A 21,364-nucleotide genomic window follows, 5' to 3' on the forward strand; every position below is an offset into this window, starting at 1 on the left:
TAATGAGGCAAGGAAAATGGACTGGTATTTAAAAGTACTGCGCAACTACATTGGATTTGGTGGCCGCGCCCGCCGCAAAGAGTACTGGATGTTCGTTCTGGTGAACTTCGTCCTGATTATGGTGCTGGGCATCGTGGATAAAATTCTCGGCTGGGAGCGGGCTGGCGGTGAAGGCGTACTGACCACCATCTATGGCCTGTTAGTCCTGCTGCCATCATGGGCGGTACTGTTCCGTCGGCTGCACGATACCGATCGTTCGGCGTGGTGGTTACTGCTGCTGCTGATTCCGATCGTGGGCTGGATCGTGATTTTGATCTTCAACTGTCAGAGTGGGACGCCGGGCGAAAACCGCTTTGGTCCGGATCCTAAGATCGGCGCATAAAAAAAGCCCGGTGGCGCTTCGCTTACCGGGCCTACACGCTTATTTGTTGTGGTGCGCAAACAGCTTTGGAATTTCACGCAGGCACCACGATTTGGCTTCACCCATGCTGTCGCGACGCCACGCCATAATGATATCCACTTCGCTGGTGTACTCCGGACTCACGACCCGCAGCCGCCCTTCCGCAATATCTTTTTCCACAAACGGGTACGGCATCGTTGCCACGCCCAGACCGGCCAGCAGCGCCTGCCGTTTGTCTTCCAGTGAGGTCACCGTCAGACGAGGCTGTTTATCCAGCAGCTGCACCGTCAGCACCGGACGCTCGCGCGCGGTATCCGCGACCGCCACGCCGCGATACTTCACGCGTGTGACTTCAGAGAGCGGCTCCGGCTCCTGGTGAATCGGGTGGTTGGGGGCGGCAACGTAGACGTTCATGACGCTGTAGAGCTTGCGCGAGTTGATTTCTGACGATGAGCGGAAGTGCATGTCCGGCGCAATAACGATATCTGCCCTGCCCGTCTCCAGACGTTCCCACGCTCCTGCCAGCACCTCGGTGATGATGGACAGCTGCGTATTGGCCTTCGCCGCCAGGCGATCCACCAGCGGGAACAGCGCTTCGGTCGGGACCAGCGCTTCGGTAACTAACGTCAGATGCGTTTCCCAGCCGCGCGCGAGCGCTTCGGCGTCTGTCGTCAGCTTATCCGCCGCTTCCAGCAGCACGCGGCCGCGCTCCAGCAGCATTCGGCCCACGTTGGTGAATTTTGTTCGATGACCGGAGCGGTCAAAAAGCACCACGTCCAGCTCTTCTTCCAGCTTCTGCATGGTGTAGCTCAGCGCAGACGGAACGCGCCCCAGTTCATCGGCCGCCGCCGCAAAACTGCCGCGCCGGTCAATCGCGTCCATGACGCGAAGCGCCTCAAGCGTCAATGCTCTCTCTTTAGCCATCTCGTTCTCATTCAGGAAATTTGAACATACCAGGCAGAATATCTGGCTAACAATGAAGCGTCCATACCTTTACCATTGTTTTAGTGTAAAGAGAGGTCAAGTTTATGATTACGACAAGAACAGCTAAACAGTGCGGACAAGCCGATTTCGGTTGGCTGCAGGCCCGCTACACCTTTTCCTTTGGACACTACTTTGACCCTAAACTCCTCGGTTACGCTTCACTGCGCGTGTTGAACCAGGAAGTGCTCGCCCCGGGTGCCTCCTTCCAGCCGCGTACGTACCCGAAAGTCGATATCCTGAACCTGATCCTGGAAGGCGAGGCAGAATACCGCGATAGCGAGGGCAATCATGTCCAGGCAAAGGCTGGCGAAGCGTTGTTAATTTCCACGCAGCCGGGCATCAGCTACAGCGAGCATAACCTCAGCAAAGACAAAACGCTGACGCGCATGCAGCTGTGGCTCGACGCCTGCCCTGAGCGGGAAAATCCGCTGGTACAGAAGTTAGATTTAACGGGCGATAAGCAGCAGTTGATTGCATCGCCGGATGGCAGCAAAGGGAGCCTGCAGCTGCGTCAGCAGGTGTGGCTGCATCATATCGAGCTGAAAAAAGGTGAACAGGCAAGCTTCCAGCTTCATGGTCCGCGCGCCTATCTGCAGTCCATTCACGGTACGGTGCATGCGGTGACGCACACGGAAGAGAAAGAAGCCCTCACCTGCGGCGACGGGGCGTTTATTCGTGATGAAGCGAATATCACCCTGGTGGCGGATACGCCACTGCGCGCGCTGCTGATTGATTTGCCGGTTTAAGATAAACACGCTCCCTCGCTCGATCGGCTCCCTCTCCCAGTGGGAGAGGGTTAGGGTGAGGGGTAACGGGTTGGATTAAATCACGACACCTTACTCGCCATAATCTCAATAATCTGCCGGTCCGTTGCCTGCATCGAGCGGCACGCCAGCGCGCACAGGTTCGCGATCGACTGCTCCACATCGTGCGCGACAATCCCCTCGTTGCCCGTCACGCCCGACTCATCCAGCGCCATCATCACCGCTTTCCAGGCGCTACTGACGCTGGTAGAGACCTTCATGGCGCAGCTGTTTGACGCGCCGTCGCAAATCATCCCGCTGACGTCGCCGATCATACTGCCGATCGCCATCGCGATGGTCTGGTAACTGCCACCCATCAGCCACGCCATTCCCGCCGCAGCGCCCATCGCCGCCGTTGTCGCCGCACACAGTGCGGACAGGCGTGGAAGCTGATAATGGATATAGATCGCCGACAGATGCGACAGCATCAGCGCCCGCGCCAGCCGTTCGTCACCGGCCTGAAGATGCTCAGCCACAACAACGACGGGCATGGTGGCGGTGATCCCCTGGTTACCAGAGCCCGAATTGCTCATCGCCGGCAGCGTTGCGCCCCCCATCCGGGCATCCGAGGCGGCACTGGTGCGAATAACAATGTCTGAACCCAGATCCTGCGCCAGCCATCCGCGCGAGCGCTGCTTATCAAGCGTTGCGCCAATATGCAGCCCCCACTTCCCGCTGAGCCCTTCCCGGGAGAGCGCATCGTTCAGTTGTCCTGCTTCCAGGATGAAGCGGATGGCTTCAAACGGCACCTGCTCGACAAATTCCAGGATCTGCGACAGCGTAGCGTGCGACAGTACCGCCAGCGGATCGCCATCCGCCTCGGTCACGGGCTTATCCAGCGTAAAGCGCGTTTCCCCCTGGCAAACCACTTCCACCACCCGGGTATGCCCGCCCGCGATGGTCACCATCGCCGAGATATCGCCGGCATGAACGCAGGCGCGGGAATAGAGGATCTCATCACAGGGCTGCTGCAGTTTTACCTGCACGTGCCCTGCCTCAAGCAGGGCTTTGGCGCGGACCAGTGCATCGGCGGTGGCATCTTTCAACACCTCCAGTCCGGCGTGCGCGTTACCGCCAATTGCGCCCAGCGCCGCCGCAATCGGTAACCCCACCATGCCGGTACCCGGCACCGTCACGCCCAGTCCGTTTTTCATCAGGTTCGGCGAGACCCACGCCTCAATCCGTGTGACCTCCCCCGGCAGAAGGTCTGCGGCAATCGCACAGGCCAGTGCCAGAGAGACGGGTTCGGTACACCCAAGGGCAGGCTTCACTTCTTCCTGCACCGCGCGAATAAATTGATTCCATAAAGGATGAGTTTGCTCAGACATCGTTACGACCTTAATGACCCTCAGGAGAATGCGAGGAAAGGAGAAACACAAAGCAGCAGTCCGGTGATGATGATTATCACCAGCGATACGCCTTTATATTTATGCAGCGCCGGTACCTTGTAGACCAGCCATGCCGGGATCAGACAGCCCACCATGCCGAAGATGGGGCTGCAAATGGAGGTGAAGCTCAACACCGGCGCGTTCAGGACTATCGCGCTCCAGGCCAGCAGAATGGCGAATAGCATAATCCCGCGCTGGACGGCGTTTTCATTGATTCTTTCTGCCGGCATTTTGCGGCGCAGGATGTTCATGACGATACCCTGCGTAGCCTCGCGGAAGCCGAGGTAGACGCCGAAGAACGCAGTCATCACAGCGAAGATATTGAGGATCACGCTGACGATTTTGACCCAGCCCGCGCCGTCGCCGCTGATGAACTGCGCCGCAATCGCCAGGGCAGAGATATTCTGCTCGTAGGCTTTGACCGCCTCATCGTGCCCCATCGCCAGGGTGAAGGAGACGGCGTAGAAGAAGACCGTCACAAACAGGATGCCAAAGGCAATGTTCATCGCCCGCAGTGCCTTATGACGTGCCACCTCCACCGATTTTTCACGTGAACGGTACGAGATCACCATCGGGCTCAGGGTCTGAATAAAGAGAATGGAGGTTAAGGTAAAGGGCAGCGTAATGATGGCGTTTTTAATCAGCAGCCCCAGCGGCGGCAGCATGCCCACGTTGGCTAAATGCCAGAGGCCAATCATTGACAACCCCAGCGCCGCAACGACAAACAACTTGGTAAGCACCATCAGGCTGGACACTTTAAACAGCAGCTTTTCACCGCGTGACGAAATCGCGACCAGAATGCAAATCAGAAATAAACCGTAGAACGGATTTTCCGAGAGCAAACCGTCGGTCACGCCGAAGGTGTGCAAATACGAGGCGCTGTCGTTGGTAATGGCCGTGGAATAGACAAACATCCAGATCACCAGCATGACGAAATAGAGCGCACCTAATAAAATGCCCCAGTTCTTACCCAAATACCCGCTAATTACACTCGGGTAGTCTTTGCATTCCGGGGATTCCGCCAGCGTGTTAATAAACAACCGCTGGAATAAATACATGGCGGGATAACCAATAATGGAGGAGAGCAAAAATACCCACAGCCCCATTAATCCGACCTGCACGGGGAGAAAAACAATCCCCGCGCCGATAGCCATCCCAATACTCATGATGACCCAACCCGTGTCGGTGCTGTCGAATTTAATCGCCTCTCGCCACTCACTTTCACTCATTCCAGCCCGCCTAGCCGCGGGGGAATCATTCACAATGACACTGCTGTTTGTTGCCGTATCCATGGGGCACTCGCTTATTTTGTAGGGTAAACAGTTGTTTTTATAGGGTTCCGATCGCCAGCGATTGCGATTCAGATGGCAGCAGGTGCTTGTTATTGGTGTGAGAAAATCTTAACCGGAGCGAGGGAGAAAAAAGTCACAACTTTTATGAGAGTTTTCCGCATTAAGAGTAAGAAATTCTATTAAACCATAAAAAACAGATAACATTTTCCAAAAGTGATTCACTTCAAAAAATCATATCATCATTAAAACGAGAATATTTCAGAATTTATAAAGATGAAAGCCCTACTCTCCGCCTTTTCTTTTTTATAGGATGATATTTCAACAAACCACCGGATGATTACGGTTACTATGGACAGCGTTGAAGAACTCAATGGAACATACTTTTATAAAGGAGTATGTAACATCTCAGCATCTGAGTTATTTTTTTGGATTTTTCTGGATGCCACCGATGAACAGTTCGGCGGATTAAAGGATGTCGTAATGATGGCCACTATGGTTCTTGGTTTACCGATACTTGAAACCAGAACAAAGCCAGAAACGGCTACAATAGGCACATCTGTAGCATCTAAATACCTGCGAGATCTACTGAATGTACAGCTACCACACCGACTACCTACAATTACACTTGCAAGCTTCAGATACCGAAAACCAAAGTATACAAAAAACTTAGGTGCATTCATCGGTAGATGGATACCGGCATTAGGAATAACCATACTTACTGCAGATGTTGCAATGATAAGTTACAAAACGCTCTCACGCTATAATACAATTGCTCATCCTAAAGATCGGATTTGGTGAATATGACTAGTGAAACGGATGTTTTGAAATTCTTCAGAGATATTTTACCAGAACAAGGAACATTTACTGGCAAGCGAATCCCACTTGAGATGGATGATGTTCTACAGGATTACACCGATCTGGATGATGTTGTATATGCCATTGAGAGATTTGAAAAAGTGTACCTTATCGACGTTAACACTGAAAATTATTTCCCCTGGACTCAAACCTGGTTTTTTAGGAAATGGTTTACTAAAGAACCGGTTAAGCAAATATCAAAGCCATTGACGGTAAGAATGTTTGCCGAAGCGGTTAAAGCAGGTAAATGGATACACGATTGATATTTAGAAGGAGTATTTATAATGGCCGTACCTGTTCACATTTGGTTCTATGACGATGGTGGCTCACTCATTAAAGGTTCATGTGATGTTCAGGATCGTGAAGGGAGTGTTGAAATTAGAGGTTTAACCCATAATGTGAGTATTCCAACCGATCCACTCTCCGGAAGATTAACCGGGACGAGGAAACACGCTCCTTTTCTTTTCGAGAAGGAAATTGATAGCTCATCTCCCTATCTTTATAAGGCGGTAGCGACAGGACAAAACCTTAAGAAAGTTGAGATTAGATATTACCGAATTAATGATGCAGGTCTGGAGGTAGAATATTTTAAAACTGAGCTGGACAGTGTGAAAGTTGTCTCTATCTCCCCAATTGTTAACGATACTCGTCACTGTCCTGGTACTGGCCACCTTGAATCTATTCAATTGCGCTACGAAAAAGCGACCTGGACCTATTGCGATGGGAACATTCAATTCTCAGATGCATGGAATGAACGGGCATCAGCATGAAAGTCAGGATCATTCCTCACAGAATCTATTTAAAGCGATTCTGTGAGGTCTCATTTCTAATGAATGATTTCAGGATTACTCAGCCAGCGCGTTAGCCATATCCGTTCTAATCTGTTTGCGCTGTTCCGGCGTTAACACCTGGCTGACGTCGAAGTAATATTTCACGCGGTAATAGCGGGTCTGCTCTTCAATTTTGCTGAATGCACTAAGCTGGCTTTTCACCGTGCTTTCGTCCCATTTACCCGCCTGGAACATGTCGATCAGCGCACCGTCCTTCACGCCCGTCATTGGGATCTTGCTGACATTTTGTTCCAGCTGCTTATGCAGATCTTCAATCTTCTTAACCTGCTCATTGCTGAGCTTCAGGTGCTGAACCAGCGGGTCCTGCGATGGAGACGGAGCAGCCTCAACGTTAGCGGCCTGCGCCGTAAAACTGCACACGGCCAGCGCGGCGGCTGCCAACGCAATACGGGTCATTTTCATCATCTTACTGTCCTTACATTCTGTTATAGGAAAAAGCAGGAGCATTGTTTTTCAAGAGCGGATGAATATGTGTGAGTAATTATATAAACAATTTTGTATGTTTAGCGGGCAAAAAAATGCCCCCTGCGTTGAGGGGGCATGAGAACTCACATTTAGATAGATTGGGTAAACGTTCGCGAAATCACATCCTGCTGCTGCTCGCGCGTCAGGGCATTAAACCGCACCGCATAGCCCGAGACGCGGATGGTCAGGTTCGGGTAGTTCTCGGGATGCGCAATGGCATCGAGGAGCATCTCCCGGTTCATCACGTTAACGTTCAGGTGCTGCCCGCCCTCAATAGACGCTTCGTGATGGAAGTACCCGTCCAGCAGCCCTACCAGGTTGGTTTTGCGCACCAGCTCGTCCTTACCCAGCGCCTGCGGCACGATGGAGAAGGTGTAAGAGATCCCGTCTTTAGCATAGGTGAACGGCAGCTTGGCGACCGACGTTAACGAGGCCACCGCCCCTTTTCTGTCGCGGCCGTGCATTGGGTTCGCGCCTGGGGCAAACGGCGTGCCGCCGCGGCGTCCGTCAGGCGTGTTCCCGGTTTTCTGCCCGTAAACCACGTTGGAGGTGATGGTCAGGATCGACTGGGTCGGTACCGCGTTGCGGTAGGTTGGCAGCGCCTGAATTTTCTTCATAAAGCGCTCCACCAGATCGCAGGCGATGCTGTCCACGCGATCGTCGTTGTTGCCGTACTGCGGATAGTCCCCTTCTATTACGAAATCGACCGCCAGACCGGTATGGTCGCGCACCGGCTTCACCGTGGCGTATTTAATGGCGGACAGGGAGTCCGCCGCTACCGACAACCCGGCAATGCCGCAGGCCATGGTACGGTAGACATCCCGATCGTGAAGCGCCATTAACGAGGCTTCGTAGCTGTACTTATCATGCATGTAGTGAATGAGATTCAGCGCGCTGATGTACTGCACCGCCAGCCAGTCCATAAAGTGATCGAGGCTCGCCATCACGGTGTCGTAATCCAGCACGTCGTCCAGCAGCGGCTCGGTTTTCGGGCCGACCTGGATCTTCAGCTTCTCGTCCACCCCACCGTTGATCGCATACAGCAGCGTTTTGGCGAGGTTGGCGCGCGCGCCAAAGAACTGCATCTGCTTACCGATCACCATCGGGCTGACGCAGCAGGCAATCGCGTAGTCGTCGCTGTTGAAGTCGGCACGCATCAGGTCGTCGTTTTCATACTGAAGCGACGAAGTGACAATCGACACCTGCGCGGCATATTTCTTGAACGCGATCGGCAGCTGTTCTGACCAGAGGATCGTCAGGTTCGGCTCCGGCGCGGGTCCCATGGTGTGCAGCGTGTGCAGATAGCGGAAGCTGTTTTTGGTCACCAGCGTGCGGCCGTCCAGCCCCATGCCGCCGATCACTTCCGTGGCCCAGATCGGATCGCCGGAGAAGAGCGTGTCGAATTCCGGCGTGCGCAGGAAACGCACCATGCGGATCTTCATGATGAAGTGGTCGATCAACTCCTGGGCCTGCACCTCATTCAGGCGTCCCGCCTGCATGTCGCGTTCGATGTAGATATCGAGGAACGAGGCCGTGCGCCCCAGCGACATGGCTCCGCCGTTCTGGGATTTCACCGCTGCCAGGTAGGCAAAATAGAGCCACTGCACCGCTTCCTGGGCATTCATCGCCGGGCGTGAGATATCAAAGCCATAGTTCGCCGCCATCTGCTGGATCTGCAGCAGCGCGCGCTTGTGCTCCGCAAGCTCTTCGCGCAGGCGGATCGTCGCCTCCAGATCTTCGCCGCGCTCCAGCCTGCCCTGCAGATCGGCGAACTGAAGTTCACGCTCGCGTACCAGATAGCGGATGCCGTACAGCGCCACGCGGCGATAGTCGCCAATGATGCGCCCGCGCCCGTAGCCGTCTGGCAACCCGGTCAGCACGCCGGATTTACGGCAGCGCATCATCTCCGGTGAATAGACGTCAAACACCCCCTGGTTGTGGGTTTTGCGCAGCTCGGTAAAGAGATATTCAAACTGCGGATCCATCTCCCGCCCGTAGGCCTCAAACGAGCTGCGGATCATGTTGATCCCGCCGTACGGATGCAGGGCGCGCTTGAGCGGCTTGTCGGTTTGCAGGCCGACGATCGTCTCCAGATCCTGATCGATGTAGCCCGGCCCGTGGGCCGTAATGGTGGTGGCAATGTTGGTGTCAAAATCCACCGGGGCGTGGGTGGCATTCTCCTGACGAATGCCGACCATCACCTTCTGCCACAGCGCCGTCGTTGCTGGCGTCGCCTGCGCGAGGAAAGCTTCATCGCCGTCGTAAGGGGTGTAGTTATGCTGAATAAAATCGCGCACGTTGACGGCGTTTTTCCATTCTTCACCGCGAAACCCGGCCCATGCGTCGCTGTAGGGGGCGACGCTCGTATCGATTGTTACGTTCATGTGTTTCTCGCTTTATCAGGCGTAAGCCGCAGCCGGGGTAACCTTCCCAAGACGGAGGGCGTCCAGCGCGATCATTTTTTCTTCGTTGGTAGGGATCACCGCGCAGGCCACGCGGGACGAATCGGTGCTGATGACGCGCTCACCCGCGCTGCCCGGCAGGGAGTTTTTGGCGTCGTCGAGGAGGACGCCAAACACCTTCAGGCGTTCAGCCACCAGGGCGCGAATCAGCGTTGAGTTTTCGCCGATGCCGCCGGTAAAGACCACCGCATCCAGGCGGTGCAGCGACGCCGCGTGCCCGGCAATGTGTCGCGCAATGCGGTGAACGAAGGTCTGGATCGCAAGCACAGCCCGCTCGTTGCCTTCATGCCAGGCTTTCTCCAGCGCCCGCAGGTCTGAAGAGATGCCGGAGATCCCCAGCAACCCGGACTCTTTGTTGACCACGCGCTCCAGATCCTCAAATGACTGACCGGTCTGCTGAGCAATCCACGCCATCGCGCCAAAATCCACGTCGCCGCAGCGCGTACCCATCATCAGTCCTTCCAGGGGGGTCATCCCCATGGAAGTATCCACGCTTTGGCCGTTGCGCACCGCGCAGATGGATGCCCCGTTGCCGAGATGGGCGATCACCAGGCCGCTGTCATCGGGGGACAGCCCGAGAAGCGAATGTGCCTGCGCGGCCACATAGCGGTGAGAGGTGCCGTGGAAACCGTAGCGGCGCACGCCCAGCGCTTCAAAATAGCGGTACGGCAAACCGTACAGATACGCCTGCGGCGGCAGCGTCTGGTGGAAGCTAGTATCAAATACCGCGACCTGCTGCACGCCCGGGAACAGACGCTCTGCGGCTTCCACGCCGCTCAGGTTGGCGTAGTTATGCAGCGGCGCCAGCGGAGAGACCTGGCGGATCTGCTCAATCACCTCTTCCGTAATCAGGGTCGACTCGCTGAAGAGGTCGCCACCGTGCGCAATGCGGTGGCCAATTAAGGCCACGCTGCTCATCAGGTCACGCTTCTCCAGCTCCAGGGCGATGGCAGCCAGCGCCCCTTCGTAGTCCTGGTGAGCCAGTCTGGCTGGCTCCCCCCCGTTCACGGAAATAAAGGCCTTTTCAGTGTTGATGCCGTCAGCAATGCCCGTCATCAGGGCGTCGCAGCGGCTGGCGTCAAGCACCGAAAACTTAACAGAGGACGAACCGCAGTTAATTACCAGTACAACCGGAAACTCAATCATCATGTGACTCCGCTCTTCCTGAGCAATGGTTTAGAACAGTTTGTAAACGATATTCAGAATGGTCAGCAGGCCCACAACCGTGACGAAGATGTTCTCGGGTTTGCCCTTATATTTCGCCATGGCTGGCGCTTTGCGGATGGCGTACATCGGCAGCAGGCACAGCAGAGAGGCGATAATTGGCGCGCCCATGGCTTCGATAAGGTCGAGAATATTCGGGTTGGCGTACGCCACAATCCAGGTGGAGCCCATGATGAAGACCATGCTGATGGTGTTCAGTTTGCCGACAGAGACCTTCTTCTTATCGCCTTTGTAGCCGAACTTGAGGATCAGGCCATTCAGCCCTTCCAGCGTGCCCAGGTAGTGGCCAAAGAAGGATTTGAAAATAGCGACTAAAGCAATAATGGAAGCGCCGTATTCCAGTACCGTCGCAAACGTCGATTTGGTACCGGACATCGAGGCAAAGTGGTTCGCCAGGTAAGAGAGCACCGGGATGTTCTGCGCTTTGGCATCCGCCATGTTCTGCGGAGAGAGCGTAAACAGGCAGCTAAAGGCGAAGAACATCACCACGGCGACCATCAGCATGCTGGCGCGACCGATGATTTTGGAACATTTCTGCTCGGTGAATTCTTTACCGAACTCCGGCTCGTACTCTTCGCGCTTGGAAACCACAAACGAGGAGACGATAGGCGAGAAGTTAAAGGAGAAGACCATGATGGAGATCCCCAGCCACACCGTGACCAGGATGCCGTCATGGCCGGTGAAGGCGATATCGCTCAGGTTGACCTGGTCGATCACAGCGGAGTTCCAGTAAGGGATCAGCGACAGCGAAATCAGCACCAGACTGGCAATAAACGGGAATACCAGGAAGCTCATCACCTTCACCATCAGGTCCTTACCGAACCAGATAACAAAAGCCATCAGCAGCAGCAGGAACAGCGCCACCACGCCGCGGTTCAGCGCAGGCAGCTGGAGCTGGTTTTCCCAGAAGGTCATGAAGGTGTTAGTAATGGTGACGCCGTAAATCCACAGCAGCGGGCAAATGGCAAAGAAGTAGAGGAACGTGATCACCACCCCGCCGGTTTTACCGAAATGCTCTTCCACCGTTTCGGTGATGTTGCCGGAGACGTTGCTGCCGGACAGGCAGAGGCGCGCCAGCGCGCGGTGGCAGTAAAACGCAATCGGGAACGCGAGAACCAGCATCAGCAGGATAGGGATTAATCCGCCAAAGCCTGCGCGAATGGGGAAGAACAGCACGCCTGCGCCAATGGCGGTACCAAACAGGCCAAGCGTCCAGGTGGTATCAGACTTACGCCAGGAGGACGTTTTTGTCTGGCCAACGATAATGCTTTCTGTGTTGCTCATAGGTCACCTTTATGCGTCAACGAAGCCGGTAATTTGGGAAACACGGGAGAGATCGATATTGCCGCCGGAAATAATGCAGACGGTTTTGCGGCCCTGAATATAGTGGTCCAGTTTGCCGCTTAATAACGCCGCGCAGGCCAGTGCGCCAGCGCCTTCCGTCACTACTTTATTTCGCTGAATAAGGGCAATCATGCTGTTACGAATATCGTCTTCGCTCACCAGCACAATGTCATCGACCAGTTCACGAACGATTTCGAAGGTTAATTTGCCCGGGCGAGAGACGTCGCAGCCGTCGGCTAACGTGCCGGTGACGCGATGGTTGGTTATTTCTCCTGCCTGCCAGGAGGCTGCCATTCCGTGCACGTTTTCAGACTGTACGCCGATAATATTAATGGTCGGGTTGATGGATTTAATCGCCGTTGCAATCCCGGCAATTAAACCGCCGCCGCCGATAGGGACAATCACGTTATCCACGTCATATAAATCTTCGAGAATTTCCAGACCGATGGTGCCCTGCCCGGCAATCACTTTGGCGTCATCGTAAGGCGGGATAAAAATGCGCCCTTCCATCTCGACGATTTCGCTGACTTTGGCGATGGTGTCGTTAAAGTTCTCACCGTGCAGCACCACTTCCGCCGAGTAGTCGCGCGTCGCGGCCACCTTGGATTTTGGTGCGCCGATTGGCATCACCACTTTGCCATCGATGCCGAGCATGGCGCAGGAAAGGGAAACCCCCTGCGCGTGGTTTCCCGCTGAGCAGGCGACCACGCCTTTGCGTTTTTCAGCATCGGTCAGCGAGCTTAATTTATTAAACGCGCCGCGAATTTTGAACGAACCGGTACGCTGCATGTTCTCAAACTTCAGGAATATTTCGCCCTTACAACGTTCGCTGAGATAATTCGAGCGTGGCATACCGGTTTTATATATCTTGCCTGCCAGGCGTTTTCTGGCATCCTGAATATCTTCAATGGTTACCGGGAGATCGTAAGTAATATGCATAATATCCTCGTTATAATAATTCATTCTTTTCAGGCAAAGTCAGGGTATCAGAGCGTTAATGCGTTAAGCTCTGGGTATTTTTAAAATAGAAATTTATTATTTATCGTCGTCTTTCGACATTCATCGACGAATATTGTTTTGCCAGCTCAACTAATACGGACGCCGATTTTTTAATTCTGTAATTTTTAGACCACACGGCGGCATAACGCGCCACGGGTAATTCATCTTCCACAGGCAGCACAATAAATTGATCCGAACCGAATGGGGCGATCATGTCGCGGGGAATCACCGTCAGATAATCGGCATTCAGGACAAGGTTATAAATGGTGACGACCGAATCGGTCTGGACGATGTTTTCGATGCTGATGTGGTTGTCTTGCAGAGTAGTCAGGAGTTCTTTGTAGTAGCCCATATCGGTTTGCGGCATCACCCACTGCTCGTGCGTGAGCGATGCCAGTGTCGTCGGGCCGGAGCACGTTCGCGTTTTGCTGGCGACCAGCACAAACTCGGACTCAAACAGCGGTTCGACGTGGAGATCCTGCAGCAGCATTTCGTCGCTCAGCGTGCCGATGGCAAAATCCAGACGACCGTCGCGAATGGCCGGGAGGAAAGAGGAGAGCTGGGCTTCATACATTGAGACGCGCGCTTTCGGGAACACTTCCTTAAATTTTTTGATCATCCCGGACAGGAAGGTAAAGCCGATCAGTGACGGGTAGCCAAAGGAGACATCCATAACGGTGCTGAAGCTCAGGCTGTTGATTTCGCTCACCATGTTTTTCATTTCGCGGGTGATCGACTCTGAGTACGAGAGCAGAACCTGGCCCGCGGCGGTCAGTTTCACGCCGGTGTTTTTGCGCACCATCACTTCCACGCCGAAGTAGGACTCAATATCGCTGATGATTTTGCTGACGGCGGGTTGCGTCAGGCCCAGCTGCCTTGCTGCAGAACCTATGGAGCCACTTTTAATGACTTCCTGAAATACCACGAGGTGCTGTGTTTTCGGTAGAATAATAGTGTTCATAATATTCTGCGCTTATTTCCCTATGACGGGGTGAATTCTACTCAATAATGTTTAAAGGGGTATGTGCTGTTACTCACAATTTGCTTTTCAGCCCTTTTAACTCACCTCTCAAAAACCCATTAAAAACCTTACAAATCAACAAAATAGAAACATAAAAATACGCTATAACGCTGATATTGATCAACAAAAATAGCGGTAATAAATTTATTTTATGGCGATAACCCGGATAAATTTCATCGATCTTAATAAATCAATAAAGACGATATTTCAGGCAATTAAAGACCAATAAATAACCGTTATTTGTTTGAAACATTCTTTCAATTTATCAATTTTTTACGGCGTAAATTTTCAGACTTCAGGAAAAGAGTGGAATACGTCACACATTCATGGGAGAAATGTATTTGATTTCAATATGTGCATATCAAACGAGAAAAGATTTGCGATCATTAAGCTAACAATCATAACAAATTATCAATACTACATATCGTCGGTTTTTTGGATTTAAATTTTGTGATGTCGATCGTATGCAGATGCCGGGTTGGAATTGATAAGGGAAAAACAGTGAAATGTGCTTAATGTCGCAAATATGAGAATTGATGTCGTTTGTGTGGTTGTCGGGTGGCGCAGCGCTTACCCGTTCGTCGTGGTTGTCTGCCGGGGTGATTCCCGGCGACTTATCCAGCCCCTCGTCGCTAAGATTTCCGTATCAATCTACTCATTCTGAACACCACCACGACTCTTGGCGTTTGTACGCCTTAGAACTTTTTGTTCCGGAAGCGGGTATACATCATCAGATAGCGTTTCAGATTGCGTAGCGTCATCAATTTCACCAGGGTTTGCGGGCGCATTTTTTTGTTGCGAATGTAGTAAAGAGTGAAGAGCTGATATTTTTTACTCGGTACGTCTAATTTGGCTTTGTGTTTCCGGTAAAAACGTAGATAACCTGAAAATTTTCGTCCTGAGCAGGTAATGCGGACGTCGCCGTGATTGACATAAAGCACCTGGGTGATGTCATCCAGTTTGAAAGGTTCACCGAAGGTTTCTGCAAGCCGATAAAACGCATCATAATCCTGAGCCGCAGGCAAGGCATCGTCGAACAGGATCTGTTGCATTCTACTGGTTAAGGTCAGCATTTGGTTGCCTATAATATTGCGTTTATCAAACAGGCTTTTTTTATAAGCCGGTTTCGGATATACCTGCAACTCATGAGGGTGATGATATCCGGTACCGTCACAGAGATAATCATTTGCGTATAAAAAACTGTGCAACTGAAGTTGATGTTGACAGGTAAAAAAAGAGGACAGGCGTGTCGGCAGCCATTCATCATCATCGTCCAGACCCGTAATAAGATCACCCCGGGCCATCCGTATAGCCTGATTTCGAACTGCACAAGCGCCAGAGTTAAATTCATTGCGAATATAGGTAATGCGCGGGTCATTCAGTTCAGTGATATACGTCAAGAGCTGGTCAAATGACGATGAGAAATCATCAATGATAATGAGTTCCCAGTGCACATAGTCTTGATTCAGCACCGATTGTATGGCTCTGATCGCCAATGTCTGGCGGTTCCAGGTTGGCATATAGATGGAGATGAGTGGTCGGGATAGTGGCATGTCACTTTCAATTTTCTCATGTTCCGTCAATGGCCCGGTGCGATCGTTGAAGCAGGCATTATGGATATCGCTTCCAGTAAAATCCACGCAAGTACAATCAGCATGACTAAAAATAGTACCTTCCGTTTTACAGTAGCTAAGATTAGCGCCTGCAAGATTAGCACAGGAGAAATCGGCTCCCCGAAGATCACAAAACGAAATATCGCATCCCGATAAATCAATATTGCGTAAATAGAGCCCCCTGAGATCCATAAACCGCAGGTCTGCACCTGCCAAATCAGGCTGGTATCGGTGATCTTTCAGTATATTTCTATGATATTTAATCAGTTTTTTTAGTTTGTTTTTTTTGTTCATGCTCAACTGAATACCGATGGGTAAATTAGGCGTTGAGTTAAGCGCTCTTATCATCCTGTAGCAATAGCCCCTCTTCATTTTCAGAAATTAATTAGGGGTAAACTGTATTTATTAACGATTCATTTATTTTTCTCATACATTTTAGTGAGCCAGGGTGGTCTGTAGATCAAATATTGACAGGGAATAAACATGAATCACAATCCAGAGACATACGAAAAAACCACCTGAAGGTAGTCAGAAATGAAGGCTGTCGCGGTTGCCAGGTTTCAGGATAGTCGGAATGGAACAGCCGTTGGTGTGCCTCGTTTGTATCACAGTCTGTGTCACATTTTGCCTTAGAAAGCCTGAGACACACCAACGAATTGTTTTAGAAGAAGTTGAAGCTGACCGATAAGCCGGGTTCTGTCGTGGACAGTCATTCATCTAGGCCAGCAATCGCTCACTGGCTCAAGCAGCCTACCCGGGTTCAGTACGGGCCGTACCATGTGAACCCCTATTTGGCCTTGCTCCGGGTGGAGTTTACCGTGCCACGGACTGTTACCAGCCGCGCGGTGCGCTCTTACCGCACCCTTTCACCCTTACCTGATCCCGCTTACGCGGGCCATCGGCGGTTTGCTCTCTGTTGCACTGGTCGTGGGTTTCCCCCCCAGGCGTTACCTGGCACCCTGCCCTATGGAGCCCGGACTTTCCTCCCCTCCGCCCGTCTCCCCCGAAAGGGACGACGACGAAGCGGCGACTGTCTGGTCAGCTTCGGCGCGCAGTATAGAGGGTTTGCGCGCCGCTGTCACCCTCAGGTATAGGTAAGGCGTGATTAACGCGCTACTTCCACCTTCGCCAGTTTTTCGTAGTAGCATGCAATTGCGCTGTGATCGGCCGTGCCCAGGCCATCGGCACGCAGCGCCTGCATCATCTCCATGACCGCTGCGGTCAGCGGCAGCTGTGCGCCCACGCCGTGGGAGGTATCCAGCGCGTTGGCCAGATCTTTGATATGCAGGTCGATGCGGAAACCAGGTTTGAAATTGCGATCCATGACCATGGGCGCTTTGGCATCCAGCACGGTACTGCCCGCCAGACCACCGCGAATGGCCTGGTAGACCAGGTCCGGATTGACGCCCGCTTTGGTTGCCAGCGTCAGCGCTTCAGACATGGCGGCAATGTTGAGCGCCACAATCACCTGGTTTGCCAGCTTGGTCACGTTACCCGCCCCGATCTCTCCGGTGTGCACCACGGAGCCCGCCATGGCTTTCATCAGGTCGTAAAATTTATCGAAAATAGCTTTATCGCCGCCGACCATCACCGACAGCGTGCCATCGATCGCTTTCGGCTCACCGCCGCTGACCGGCGCATCCAGCATATCGACGCCCTTTGCTTTTAGCGCCTCGCTGATTTCACGACTTGCAAGCGGTGCGATAGAGCTCATATCGATCAGCACCAGGCCCGGTTTCGCGCCGTCGATAATGCCGTTTTCACCCAGCGCAACCTCTTTAACATGCGGGGAGTTTGGCAGCATGGTGATGATGACATCGCACTGCTCAGCAATCGCTTTCGCGGTGGTGGCCGTTTCTGCTCCCGCCGCCATCACCTCAGCCACGGCCTGTGGATTATGATCGGATACCACCAGTGAGTAACCCGCTTTGATGAGGTTCTTACTCATTGGTTTACCCATGATCCCCAGGCCAATAAAGCCCACTTTCAGCGTCATAATCTGTTTCCTCAATGATGGTTATTTTTTAAAAGCGTCCGCTAATTTCTGCGTAGCCGAGCGGAAAACGCCGAGGTCGCTGCCGACGGCAACAAACGTGGCTCCCCACTCCAGATAGCGGCGTGCGTCAGCCTCAACCGGCGCCAGAATGCCGCACGGTTTACCGTGTGCTTTGGCGCGGGCAAAGATGTGCTGGATCGCGCGCTGCACGTCAGGGTGGCTGGCGTTGCCCAGATGGCCAAAGGCGGCAGCCAGATCGCTTGGACCGACGAAGATCCCGTCCACGCCGTTTGTGGCGGCAATCGCGTCGACGTTATCAACGCCCTGCTGGCTCTCGATCTGAACCAGAATGGTGATGTTGCTGTTGGACTGCGCGAAATAGTCCGGGACGGTGCCAAACATATTGGCGCGGTGTGAAACGGAGACGCCGCGGATCCCTTCCGGGGGATAGCGCGTTGATGCAACGGCCAGTGCCGCTTGTTCTTCCGTCTCCACAAACGGGATCAGGAAGTTGTAGAAGCCGATATCCAGCAGACCCTTGATAATCACCGGTTCGTTGGTGGGGACACGCACCACCGGAGCACTGTGGCTGCCTTTAAGCGCCATCAACTGCGGAATAAAGGTGCTGATATCGTTCGGTGCATGCTCGCCGTCCAGCACCAGCCAGTCGAAACCGGCCAGGCCCAGCACTTCGGTGCTGATAGGGTTTGCCAGCGCGGACCAGCAGCCAATCTGAATCTGGTGCGCCGCGAGAGCCGCTTTAAATTTATTCGGGAAGATCGCGTTATTCATCGTATTTACCTTTTTAATTCAGCAGCCTTTTTCAGCATCATTTTATTTTTTTCAGACACCGCGCCAGCATGATGTTTATTATTCTGCCGTATTCTGGCGTGATAAAAACGTCATTCAGTATAAGACGCTATCCACGACCGCACATTGTTTTAATGCTCAGGTATTACGGTATATTTTGATAAAAATTTTTGCATATGCACAAAGCACTGGGCGCTAATGCACAGAATCAAGGATTACGGGTTCTGAAGCGATCGGGATCACATTTTGCTATTCATTCTGCTGACATGCTTTATTTCTGAAAGCCGCGTATTTATTTCTACCATTAGAAAAATGGCTGAATTTATTATCAGACTTTTTGCTGGAGAATACTGAACAATGGCCGACATTGAAATTCGACAGGCACCGCCGACAGCGTTTTATATAAAAGTGCACGACACCGATAACGTGGCGATTATCGTCAACGACAATGGCTTAAAAGCGGGAACCCGCTTTCCGGACGGGCTGGAACTGATTGAGCATGTTCCGCAGGGACATAAAGTCGCCCTGGTGGATATCCCTGTTAACAGCGAAATCGTGCGTTACGGTGAAGTCATCGGCTATGCCGTTCGTTCGATACCGCAGGGAAGCTGGGTGGAGGAGTCGCTGGTGGCGCTGCCAGAAGCGCCGCCGCTGAATACGCTCCCGCTGGCAACCCGCGTGCCGGAACCGCTTCCCCCACTGGAAGGCTATACCTTTGAAGGCTATCGCAATGCGGACGGCAGCGTCGGTACCAAAAATCTGCTCGGTATTACCACCAGCGTGCACTGCGTGGCGGGCGTAGTGGATTACGTGGTGAAAATCATCGAACGCGATCTGCTGCCAAAATACCCGAACGTCGACGGCGTGGTGGGCCTGAACCACCTCTACGGCTGCGGCGTGGCGATTAACGCCCCTGCTGCCGTGGTGCCTATCCGGACCATCCACAATATCGCCCTGAACCCGAACTTTGGCGGCGAGGTGATGGTCATTGGCCTCGGCTGTGAAAAATTGCAGCCAGAACGTTTGCTGCAGGGGACCGAGGATGTCAAAGCCATCCCGGCAGACGAGGCCAGCATCGTGCGCCTGCAGGACGAACGCCACGTCGGTTTCCGCTCAATGGTCGACGATATTTTACAGGTAGCAGAACGCCATCTGGACAAGCTCAACCGCCGCCAGCGCGAAACGTGCCCGGTCTCTGAGCTGGTTGTGGGTACCCAGTGCGGCGGCAGCGATGCCTTCTCCGGCGTGACGGCCAACCCGGCGGTGGGCTTTGCATCCGATCTGCTTGTTCGCTGCGGCGCCACGGTAATGTTCTCCGAGGTGACCGAAGTGCGAGACGCCATCCATCTGCTGACGCCGCGCGCGGTTAATGAAGAGGTCGGCAAGCGCCTGCTTGAGGAGATGGCCTGGTACGATAACTATCTCGATATGGGCAAAACCGACCGCAGCGCCAATCCCTCCCCCGGGAACAAGAAAGGCGGCCTGGCAAACGTAGTGGAAAAAGCCCTCGGCTCTATTGCCAAATCCGGGCAGAGCGCCATTGCAGAGGTGCTCTCTCCGGGCCAGCGCCCGACGAAACGCGGACTGATCTACGCGGCAACGCCGGCCAGCGATTTTGTGTGCGGCACGCAGCAGGTCGCATCCGGCATTACGGTGCAGGTCTTTACCACCGGGCGCGGCACGCCGTACGGCCTGATGGCGGTGCCGGTGATTAAAATGGCGACCCGCACCGCGCTCGCGAACCGCTGGTATGACTTAATGGATATCAACGCGGGCACCATCGCCACCGGAGAAGAGAGCATTGAGGACGTGGGCTGGAAGCTGTTCCACTTCATTCTCGATGTCGCCAGCGGGCGGAAGAAAACCTTTTCGGATCAGTGGGGATTACACAACCAGCTGGCGGTGTTTAACCCGGCACCGGTGACGTGATTTTCCCTCACTCTACCCTCTCCCCCAGGGAGAGGGTAAAAAAATTTAAACCAACACCACCTCAATCCCGCTTTTCCGTAATCCTTCAAGACTTTCCGCCGGAATACCTTCATCGACAATAATCATATCAATCCGTTGCGTATCAATGATTTTATGCAGGCTTGAGCGATTAAATTTGCTGGAGTCAGTAACAACGATAATACGCTCCGCCACCTCACACATTTTGCGGTTCAGACGGGCTTCGTCTTCGTTATGCGTACTCACGCCCCGATCGAGATCGATGGCATCGACGCCCAGGAACAGCAGGTCAAAATGGTAATTCTGTAGCGACTGCTCGGCCTGGTCACCGTAAAAGGATTGCGACTGACGACGCAAATGTCCGCCGGTCATCAGCAACTCCACCCCATCAGCTTCCAGCAGCGCGTTCGCCACGTTCATGCCGTTAGTCATCGCAATCACGTCCGTGTGCTGACGCAGCATGCGGGCGATTTCAAACGTCGTGGTACCCGAATCCAGAATAATACGGTGCCCGGGTTTGACCAGCGCGGCAGCGGCCTGGGCAATGCTGCGCTTCACCGCTGTATTCAGCGAGCTTTTATCTTCCACGGAAGGCTCAGCGCCCGGCACATTACCTTCGCAAATCAATGCCCCGCCGTAGGCGCGAACGGCAATGCCCTGCTTCTCAAGAAAGGCGAGGTCATTGCGGATCGTCACCGTCGATACGCCGTACAGATGAGACAGATCGTTAACCTGCACGCTTCCCTGCGCCCGCAACCGCTGAATGATCTGCTCTCGCCTTTCACTGGTGCCGGTGATGCGCTTTTCTGCGGATGAATCGGTGCTGCTCATACGAGCTCCTTAATCAATATTCTTTCGTTTCATTTCGTTTTGCCTATTAAGACCTTTCCTTTACGGGAATGCAAGCCCT

19 protein-coding genes, 1 other RNA gene and 1 pseudogene are annotated in these 21,364 nt (G+C 53.3%); 6 read left to right on the forward strand and 15 right to left on the reverse strand.

Going from position 1 to position 21,364, the window contains the following annotated elements; translation table 11 throughout:
- Nucleotides 1-16: 16 nt before the first annotated feature.
- Complete coding sequence (locus ACMGGQ_RS18095; protein ID WP_023615581.1) at nt 17-382, forward strand: DUF805 domain-containing protein; 366 nt, start codon at nt 17-19, stop codon at nt 380-382.
- 39 nt (nt 383-421) lie between these two features.
- On the opposite strand, the gene yhaJ is transcribed toward ACMGGQ_RS18095, so the two are convergent.
- Nucleotides 422-1,324, reverse strand: a complete 903-nt coding sequence (yhaJ, locus tag ACMGGQ_RS18100; RefSeq protein ID WP_008503135.1) for a DNA-binding transcriptional regulator YhaJ — start codon at nt 1,322-1,324, stop codon at nt 422-424.
- Between the two features lie 104 nt (nt 1,325-1,428).
- On the opposite strand from yhaJ, the gene ACMGGQ_RS18105 reads away from it, so the two are divergent.
- A complete protein-coding gene (locus ACMGGQ_RS18105) occupies nt 1,429-2,130 on the forward strand; it encodes a pirin family protein (RefSeq protein WP_023309295.1) in 702 nt (233 codons plus the stop codon).
- A gap of 80 nt (nt 2,131-2,210) precedes the next feature.
- Here the strand turns inward: ACMGGQ_RS18105 and ACMGGQ_RS18110 are convergent, their stop codons facing one another.
- Together ACMGGQ_RS18110 and ACMGGQ_RS18115 are read right to left on the reverse strand one after the other, a co-directional pair.
- Nucleotides 2,211-3,515 carry a serine dehydratase subunit alpha family protein gene (locus ACMGGQ_RS18110; RefSeq protein WP_420290373.1) on the reverse strand — a complete coding sequence of 435 codons (1,305 nt, stop codon included), beginning with the start codon at nt 3,513-3,515 and terminating at the stop codon, nt 2,211-2,213.
- A 20-nt stretch (nt 3,516-3,535) separates the two neighbouring features.
- Nucleotides 3,536-4,867, reverse strand: a complete 1,332-nt coding sequence (locus tag ACMGGQ_RS18115; RefSeq protein ID WP_045910069.1) for an amino acid permease — start codon at nt 4,865-4,867, stop codon at nt 3,536-3,538.
- 348 nt (nt 4,868-5,215) lie between these two features.
- Here ACMGGQ_RS18115 and ACMGGQ_RS18120 point away from each other — a divergent pair, with 348 nt between their 5' ends.
- The 3 genes from ACMGGQ_RS18120 to ACMGGQ_RS18130 are packed head-to-tail and all read left to right on the forward strand — an operon-like array spanning nt 5,216 to nt 6,492.
- A complete protein-coding gene (locus tag ACMGGQ_RS18120; RefSeq protein WP_420290374.1) occupies nt 5,216-5,665 on the forward strand; it encodes an STM2901 family protein in 450 nt (149 codons plus the stop codon).
- A 2-nt stretch (nt 5,666-5,667) separates the two neighbouring features.
- The gene (locus ACMGGQ_RS18125) at nt 5,668-5,985 is read left to right on the forward strand and encodes a DUF1493 family protein (RefSeq protein WP_223540595.1); all 318 of its coding nucleotides are present in this window, start codon (nt 5,668-5,670) and stop codon (nt 5,983-5,985) included.
- Nucleotides 5,986-6,006: 21 nt separating this feature from the next.
- The gene (locus ACMGGQ_RS18130; RefSeq protein WP_111967420.1) at nt 6,007-6,492 is read left to right on the forward strand and encodes an Hcp family type VI secretion system effector; all 486 of its coding nucleotides are present in this window, start codon (nt 6,007-6,009) and stop codon (nt 6,490-6,492) included.
- A gap of 75 nt (nt 6,493-6,567) precedes the next feature.
- Here ACMGGQ_RS18130 and ACMGGQ_RS18135 read toward each other — a convergent pair whose 3' ends face one another.
- The 11 genes and pseudogenes from ACMGGQ_RS18135 to garL all read right to left on the reverse strand — a co-directional run bounded on the left by ACMGGQ_RS18135 (nt 6,568) and on the right by garL (nt 18,489).
- Entirely contained in the window at nt 6,568-6,978 is a 411-nt protein-coding gene (locus ACMGGQ_RS18135; RefSeq protein WP_045371418.1) for a Spy/CpxP family protein refolding chaperone, read from the reverse strand.
- 149 nt (nt 6,979-7,127) lie between these two features.
- Nucleotides 7,128-9,422, reverse strand: coding sequence for a formate C-acetyltransferase (pflB, locus tag ACMGGQ_RS18140; protein ID WP_420290375.1), 2,295 nt, complete (start codon nt 9,420-9,422; stop codon nt 7,128-7,130).
- A gap of 15 nt (nt 9,423-9,437) precedes the next feature.
- Complete coding sequence (gene tdcD, locus ACMGGQ_RS18145; protein ID WP_420290579.1) at nt 9,438-10,646, reverse strand: propionate kinase; 1,209 nt, start codon at nt 10,644-10,646, stop codon at nt 9,438-9,440.
- A 30-nt stretch (nt 10,647-10,676) separates the two neighbouring features.
- Nucleotides 10,677-12,008, reverse strand: coding sequence for a threonine/serine transporter TdcC (gene tdcC, locus ACMGGQ_RS18150; RefSeq protein WP_045415282.1), 1,332 nt, complete (start codon nt 12,006-12,008; stop codon nt 10,677-10,679).
- A gap of 9 nt (nt 12,009-12,017) precedes the next feature.
- Nucleotides 12,018-13,007 (reverse strand): bifunctional threonine ammonia-lyase/L-serine ammonia-lyase TdcB, encoded by a 990-nt coding sequence (gene tdcB / locus ACMGGQ_RS18155; RefSeq protein WP_167213297.1) that lies wholly within the window; start codon nt 13,005-13,007, stop codon nt 12,018-12,020.
- A gap of 100 nt (nt 13,008-13,107) precedes the next feature.
- Nucleotides 13,108-14,028 carry a transcriptional regulator TdcA gene (gene tdcA / locus ACMGGQ_RS18160; protein WP_229226334.1) on the reverse strand — a complete coding sequence of 307 codons (921 nt, stop codon included), beginning with the start codon at nt 14,026-14,028 and terminating at the stop codon, nt 13,108-13,110.
- 755 nt (nt 14,029-14,783) lie between these two features.
- Nucleotides 14,784-15,641 (reverse strand): colanic acid biosynthesis glycosyltransferase WcaA, encoded by an 858-nt coding sequence (gene wcaA / locus ACMGGQ_RS18165; RefSeq protein ID WP_420290580.1) that lies wholly within the window; start codon nt 15,639-15,641, stop codon nt 14,784-14,786.
- 54 nt (nt 15,642-15,695) lie between these two features.
- Nucleotides 15,696-16,073: pseudogene (locus ACMGGQ_RS18170) on the reverse strand (pentapeptide repeat-containing protein); the annotation flags it as partial.
- Nucleotides 16,074-16,370: 297 nt separating this feature from the next.
- An RNA gene (rnpB, locus tag ACMGGQ_RS18175) (RNase P RNA component class A) lies at nt 16,371-16,747 on the reverse strand.
- A gap of 59 nt (nt 16,748-16,806) precedes the next feature.
- Entirely contained in the window at nt 16,807-17,697 is an 891-nt protein-coding gene (gene garR, locus ACMGGQ_RS18180; protein WP_045910074.1) for a 2-hydroxy-3-oxopropionate reductase, read from the reverse strand.
- Between the two features lie 21 nt (nt 17,698-17,718).
- On the reverse strand, nt 17,719-18,489 hold the full coding sequence (gene garL / locus ACMGGQ_RS18185) for a 2-dehydro-3-deoxyglucarate aldolase (protein ID WP_420290376.1): 771 nt from the start codon (nt 18,487-18,489) through the stop codon (nt 17,719-17,721).
- A gap of 375 nt (nt 18,490-18,864) precedes the next feature.
- Here garL and garD point away from each other — a divergent pair, with 375 nt between their 5' ends.
- Entirely contained in the window at nt 18,865-20,436 is a 1,572-nt protein-coding gene (gene garD, locus ACMGGQ_RS18190; protein WP_420290377.1) for a galactarate dehydratase, read from the forward strand.
- Nucleotides 20,437-20,481: 45 nt separating this feature from the next.
- On the opposite strand, the gene ACMGGQ_RS18195 is transcribed toward garD, so the two are convergent.
- On the reverse strand, nt 20,482-21,285 hold the full coding sequence (locus ACMGGQ_RS18195) for a DeoR family transcriptional regulator (protein WP_045415290.1): 804 nt from the start codon (nt 21,283-21,285) through the stop codon (nt 20,482-20,484).
- Nucleotides 21,286-21,364 lie beyond the last annotated feature (79 nt).

Origin of the sequence: Enterobacter sp. BNK-13, assembly GCF_048685015.1 — a bacterium.
Classification (GTDB): Bacteria; Pseudomonadota; Gammaproteobacteria; order Enterobacterales; family Enterobacteriaceae; genus Enterobacter; species Enterobacter quasiroggenkampii.

What these genes read in the sequence shown, in the direction of transcription:
- garD (WP_420290377.1), top strand. Translation starts at nt 18,865, where the DNA reads ATGGCCGACATTGAAATTCGACAGGCACCGCCGACAGCGTTTTATATA.
- ACMGGQ_RS18195 (WP_045415290.1), bottom strand. Translation starts at nt 21,285, where the DNA reads ATGAGCAGCACCGATTCATCCGCAGAAAAGCGCATCACCGGCACCAGT.
- ACMGGQ_RS18095 (WP_023615581.1), top strand. Translation starts at nt 17, where the DNA reads ATGGACTGGTATTTAAAAGTACTGCGCAACTACATTGGATTTGGTGGC.
- wcaA (WP_420290580.1), bottom strand. Translation starts at nt 15,641, where the DNA reads ATGCCACTATCCCGACCACTCATCTCCATCTATATGCCAACCTGGAAC.
- ACMGGQ_RS18120 (WP_420290374.1), top strand. Translation starts at nt 5,216, where the DNA reads ATGGACAGCGTTGAAGAACTCAATGGAACATACTTTTATAAAGGAGTA.
- ACMGGQ_RS18130 (WP_111967420.1), top strand. Translation starts at nt 6,007, where the DNA reads ATGGCCGTACCTGTTCACATTTGGTTCTATGACGATGGTGGCTCACTC.
- ACMGGQ_RS18105 (WP_023309295.1), top strand. Translation starts at nt 1,429, where the DNA reads ATGATTACGACAAGAACAGCTAAACAGTGCGGACAAGCCGATTTCGGT.
- ACMGGQ_RS18125 (WP_223540595.1), top strand. Translation starts at nt 5,668, where the DNA reads ATGACTAGTGAAACGGATGTTTTGAAATTCTTCAGAGATATTTTACCA.
- ACMGGQ_RS18110 (WP_420290373.1), bottom strand. Translation starts at nt 3,515, where the DNA reads ATGTCTGAGCAAACTCATCCTTTATGGAATCAATTTATTCGCGCGGTG.
- garL (WP_420290376.1), bottom strand. Translation starts at nt 18,489, where the DNA reads ATGAATAACGCGATCTTCCCGAATAAATTTAAAGCGGCTCTCGCGGCG.
- pflB (WP_420290375.1), bottom strand. Translation starts at nt 9,422, where the DNA reads ATGAACGTAACAATCGATACGAGCGTCGCCCCCTACAGCGACGCATGG.
- ACMGGQ_RS18135 (WP_045371418.1), bottom strand. Translation starts at nt 6,978, where the DNA reads ATGATGAAAATGACCCGTATTGCGTTGGCAGCCGCCGCGCTGGCCGTG.
- tdcB (WP_167213297.1), bottom strand. Translation starts at nt 13,007, where the DNA reads ATGCATATTACTTACGATCTCCCGGTAACCATTGAAGATATTCAGGAT.
- tdcC (WP_045415282.1), bottom strand. Translation starts at nt 12,008, where the DNA reads ATGAGCAACACAGAAAGCATTATCGTTGGCCAGACAAAAACGTCCTCC.
- garR (WP_045910074.1), bottom strand. Translation starts at nt 17,697, where the DNA reads ATGACGCTGAAAGTGGGCTTTATTGGCCTGGGGATCATGGGTAAACCA.
- yhaJ (WP_008503135.1), bottom strand. Translation starts at nt 1,324, where the DNA reads ATGGCTAAAGAGAGAGCATTGACGCTTGAGGCGCTTCGCGTCATGGAC.
- tdcA (WP_229226334.1), bottom strand. Translation starts at nt 14,028, where the DNA reads ATGAACACTATTATTCTACCGAAAACACAGCACCTCGTGGTATTTCAG.
- tdcD (WP_420290579.1), bottom strand. Translation starts at nt 10,646, where the DNA reads ATGATTGAGTTTCCGGTTGTACTGGTAATTAACTGCGGTTCGTCCTCT.
- ACMGGQ_RS18115 (WP_045910069.1), bottom strand. Translation starts at nt 4,867, where the DNA reads ATGGATACGGCAACAAACAGCAGTGTCATTGTGAATGATTCCCCCGCG.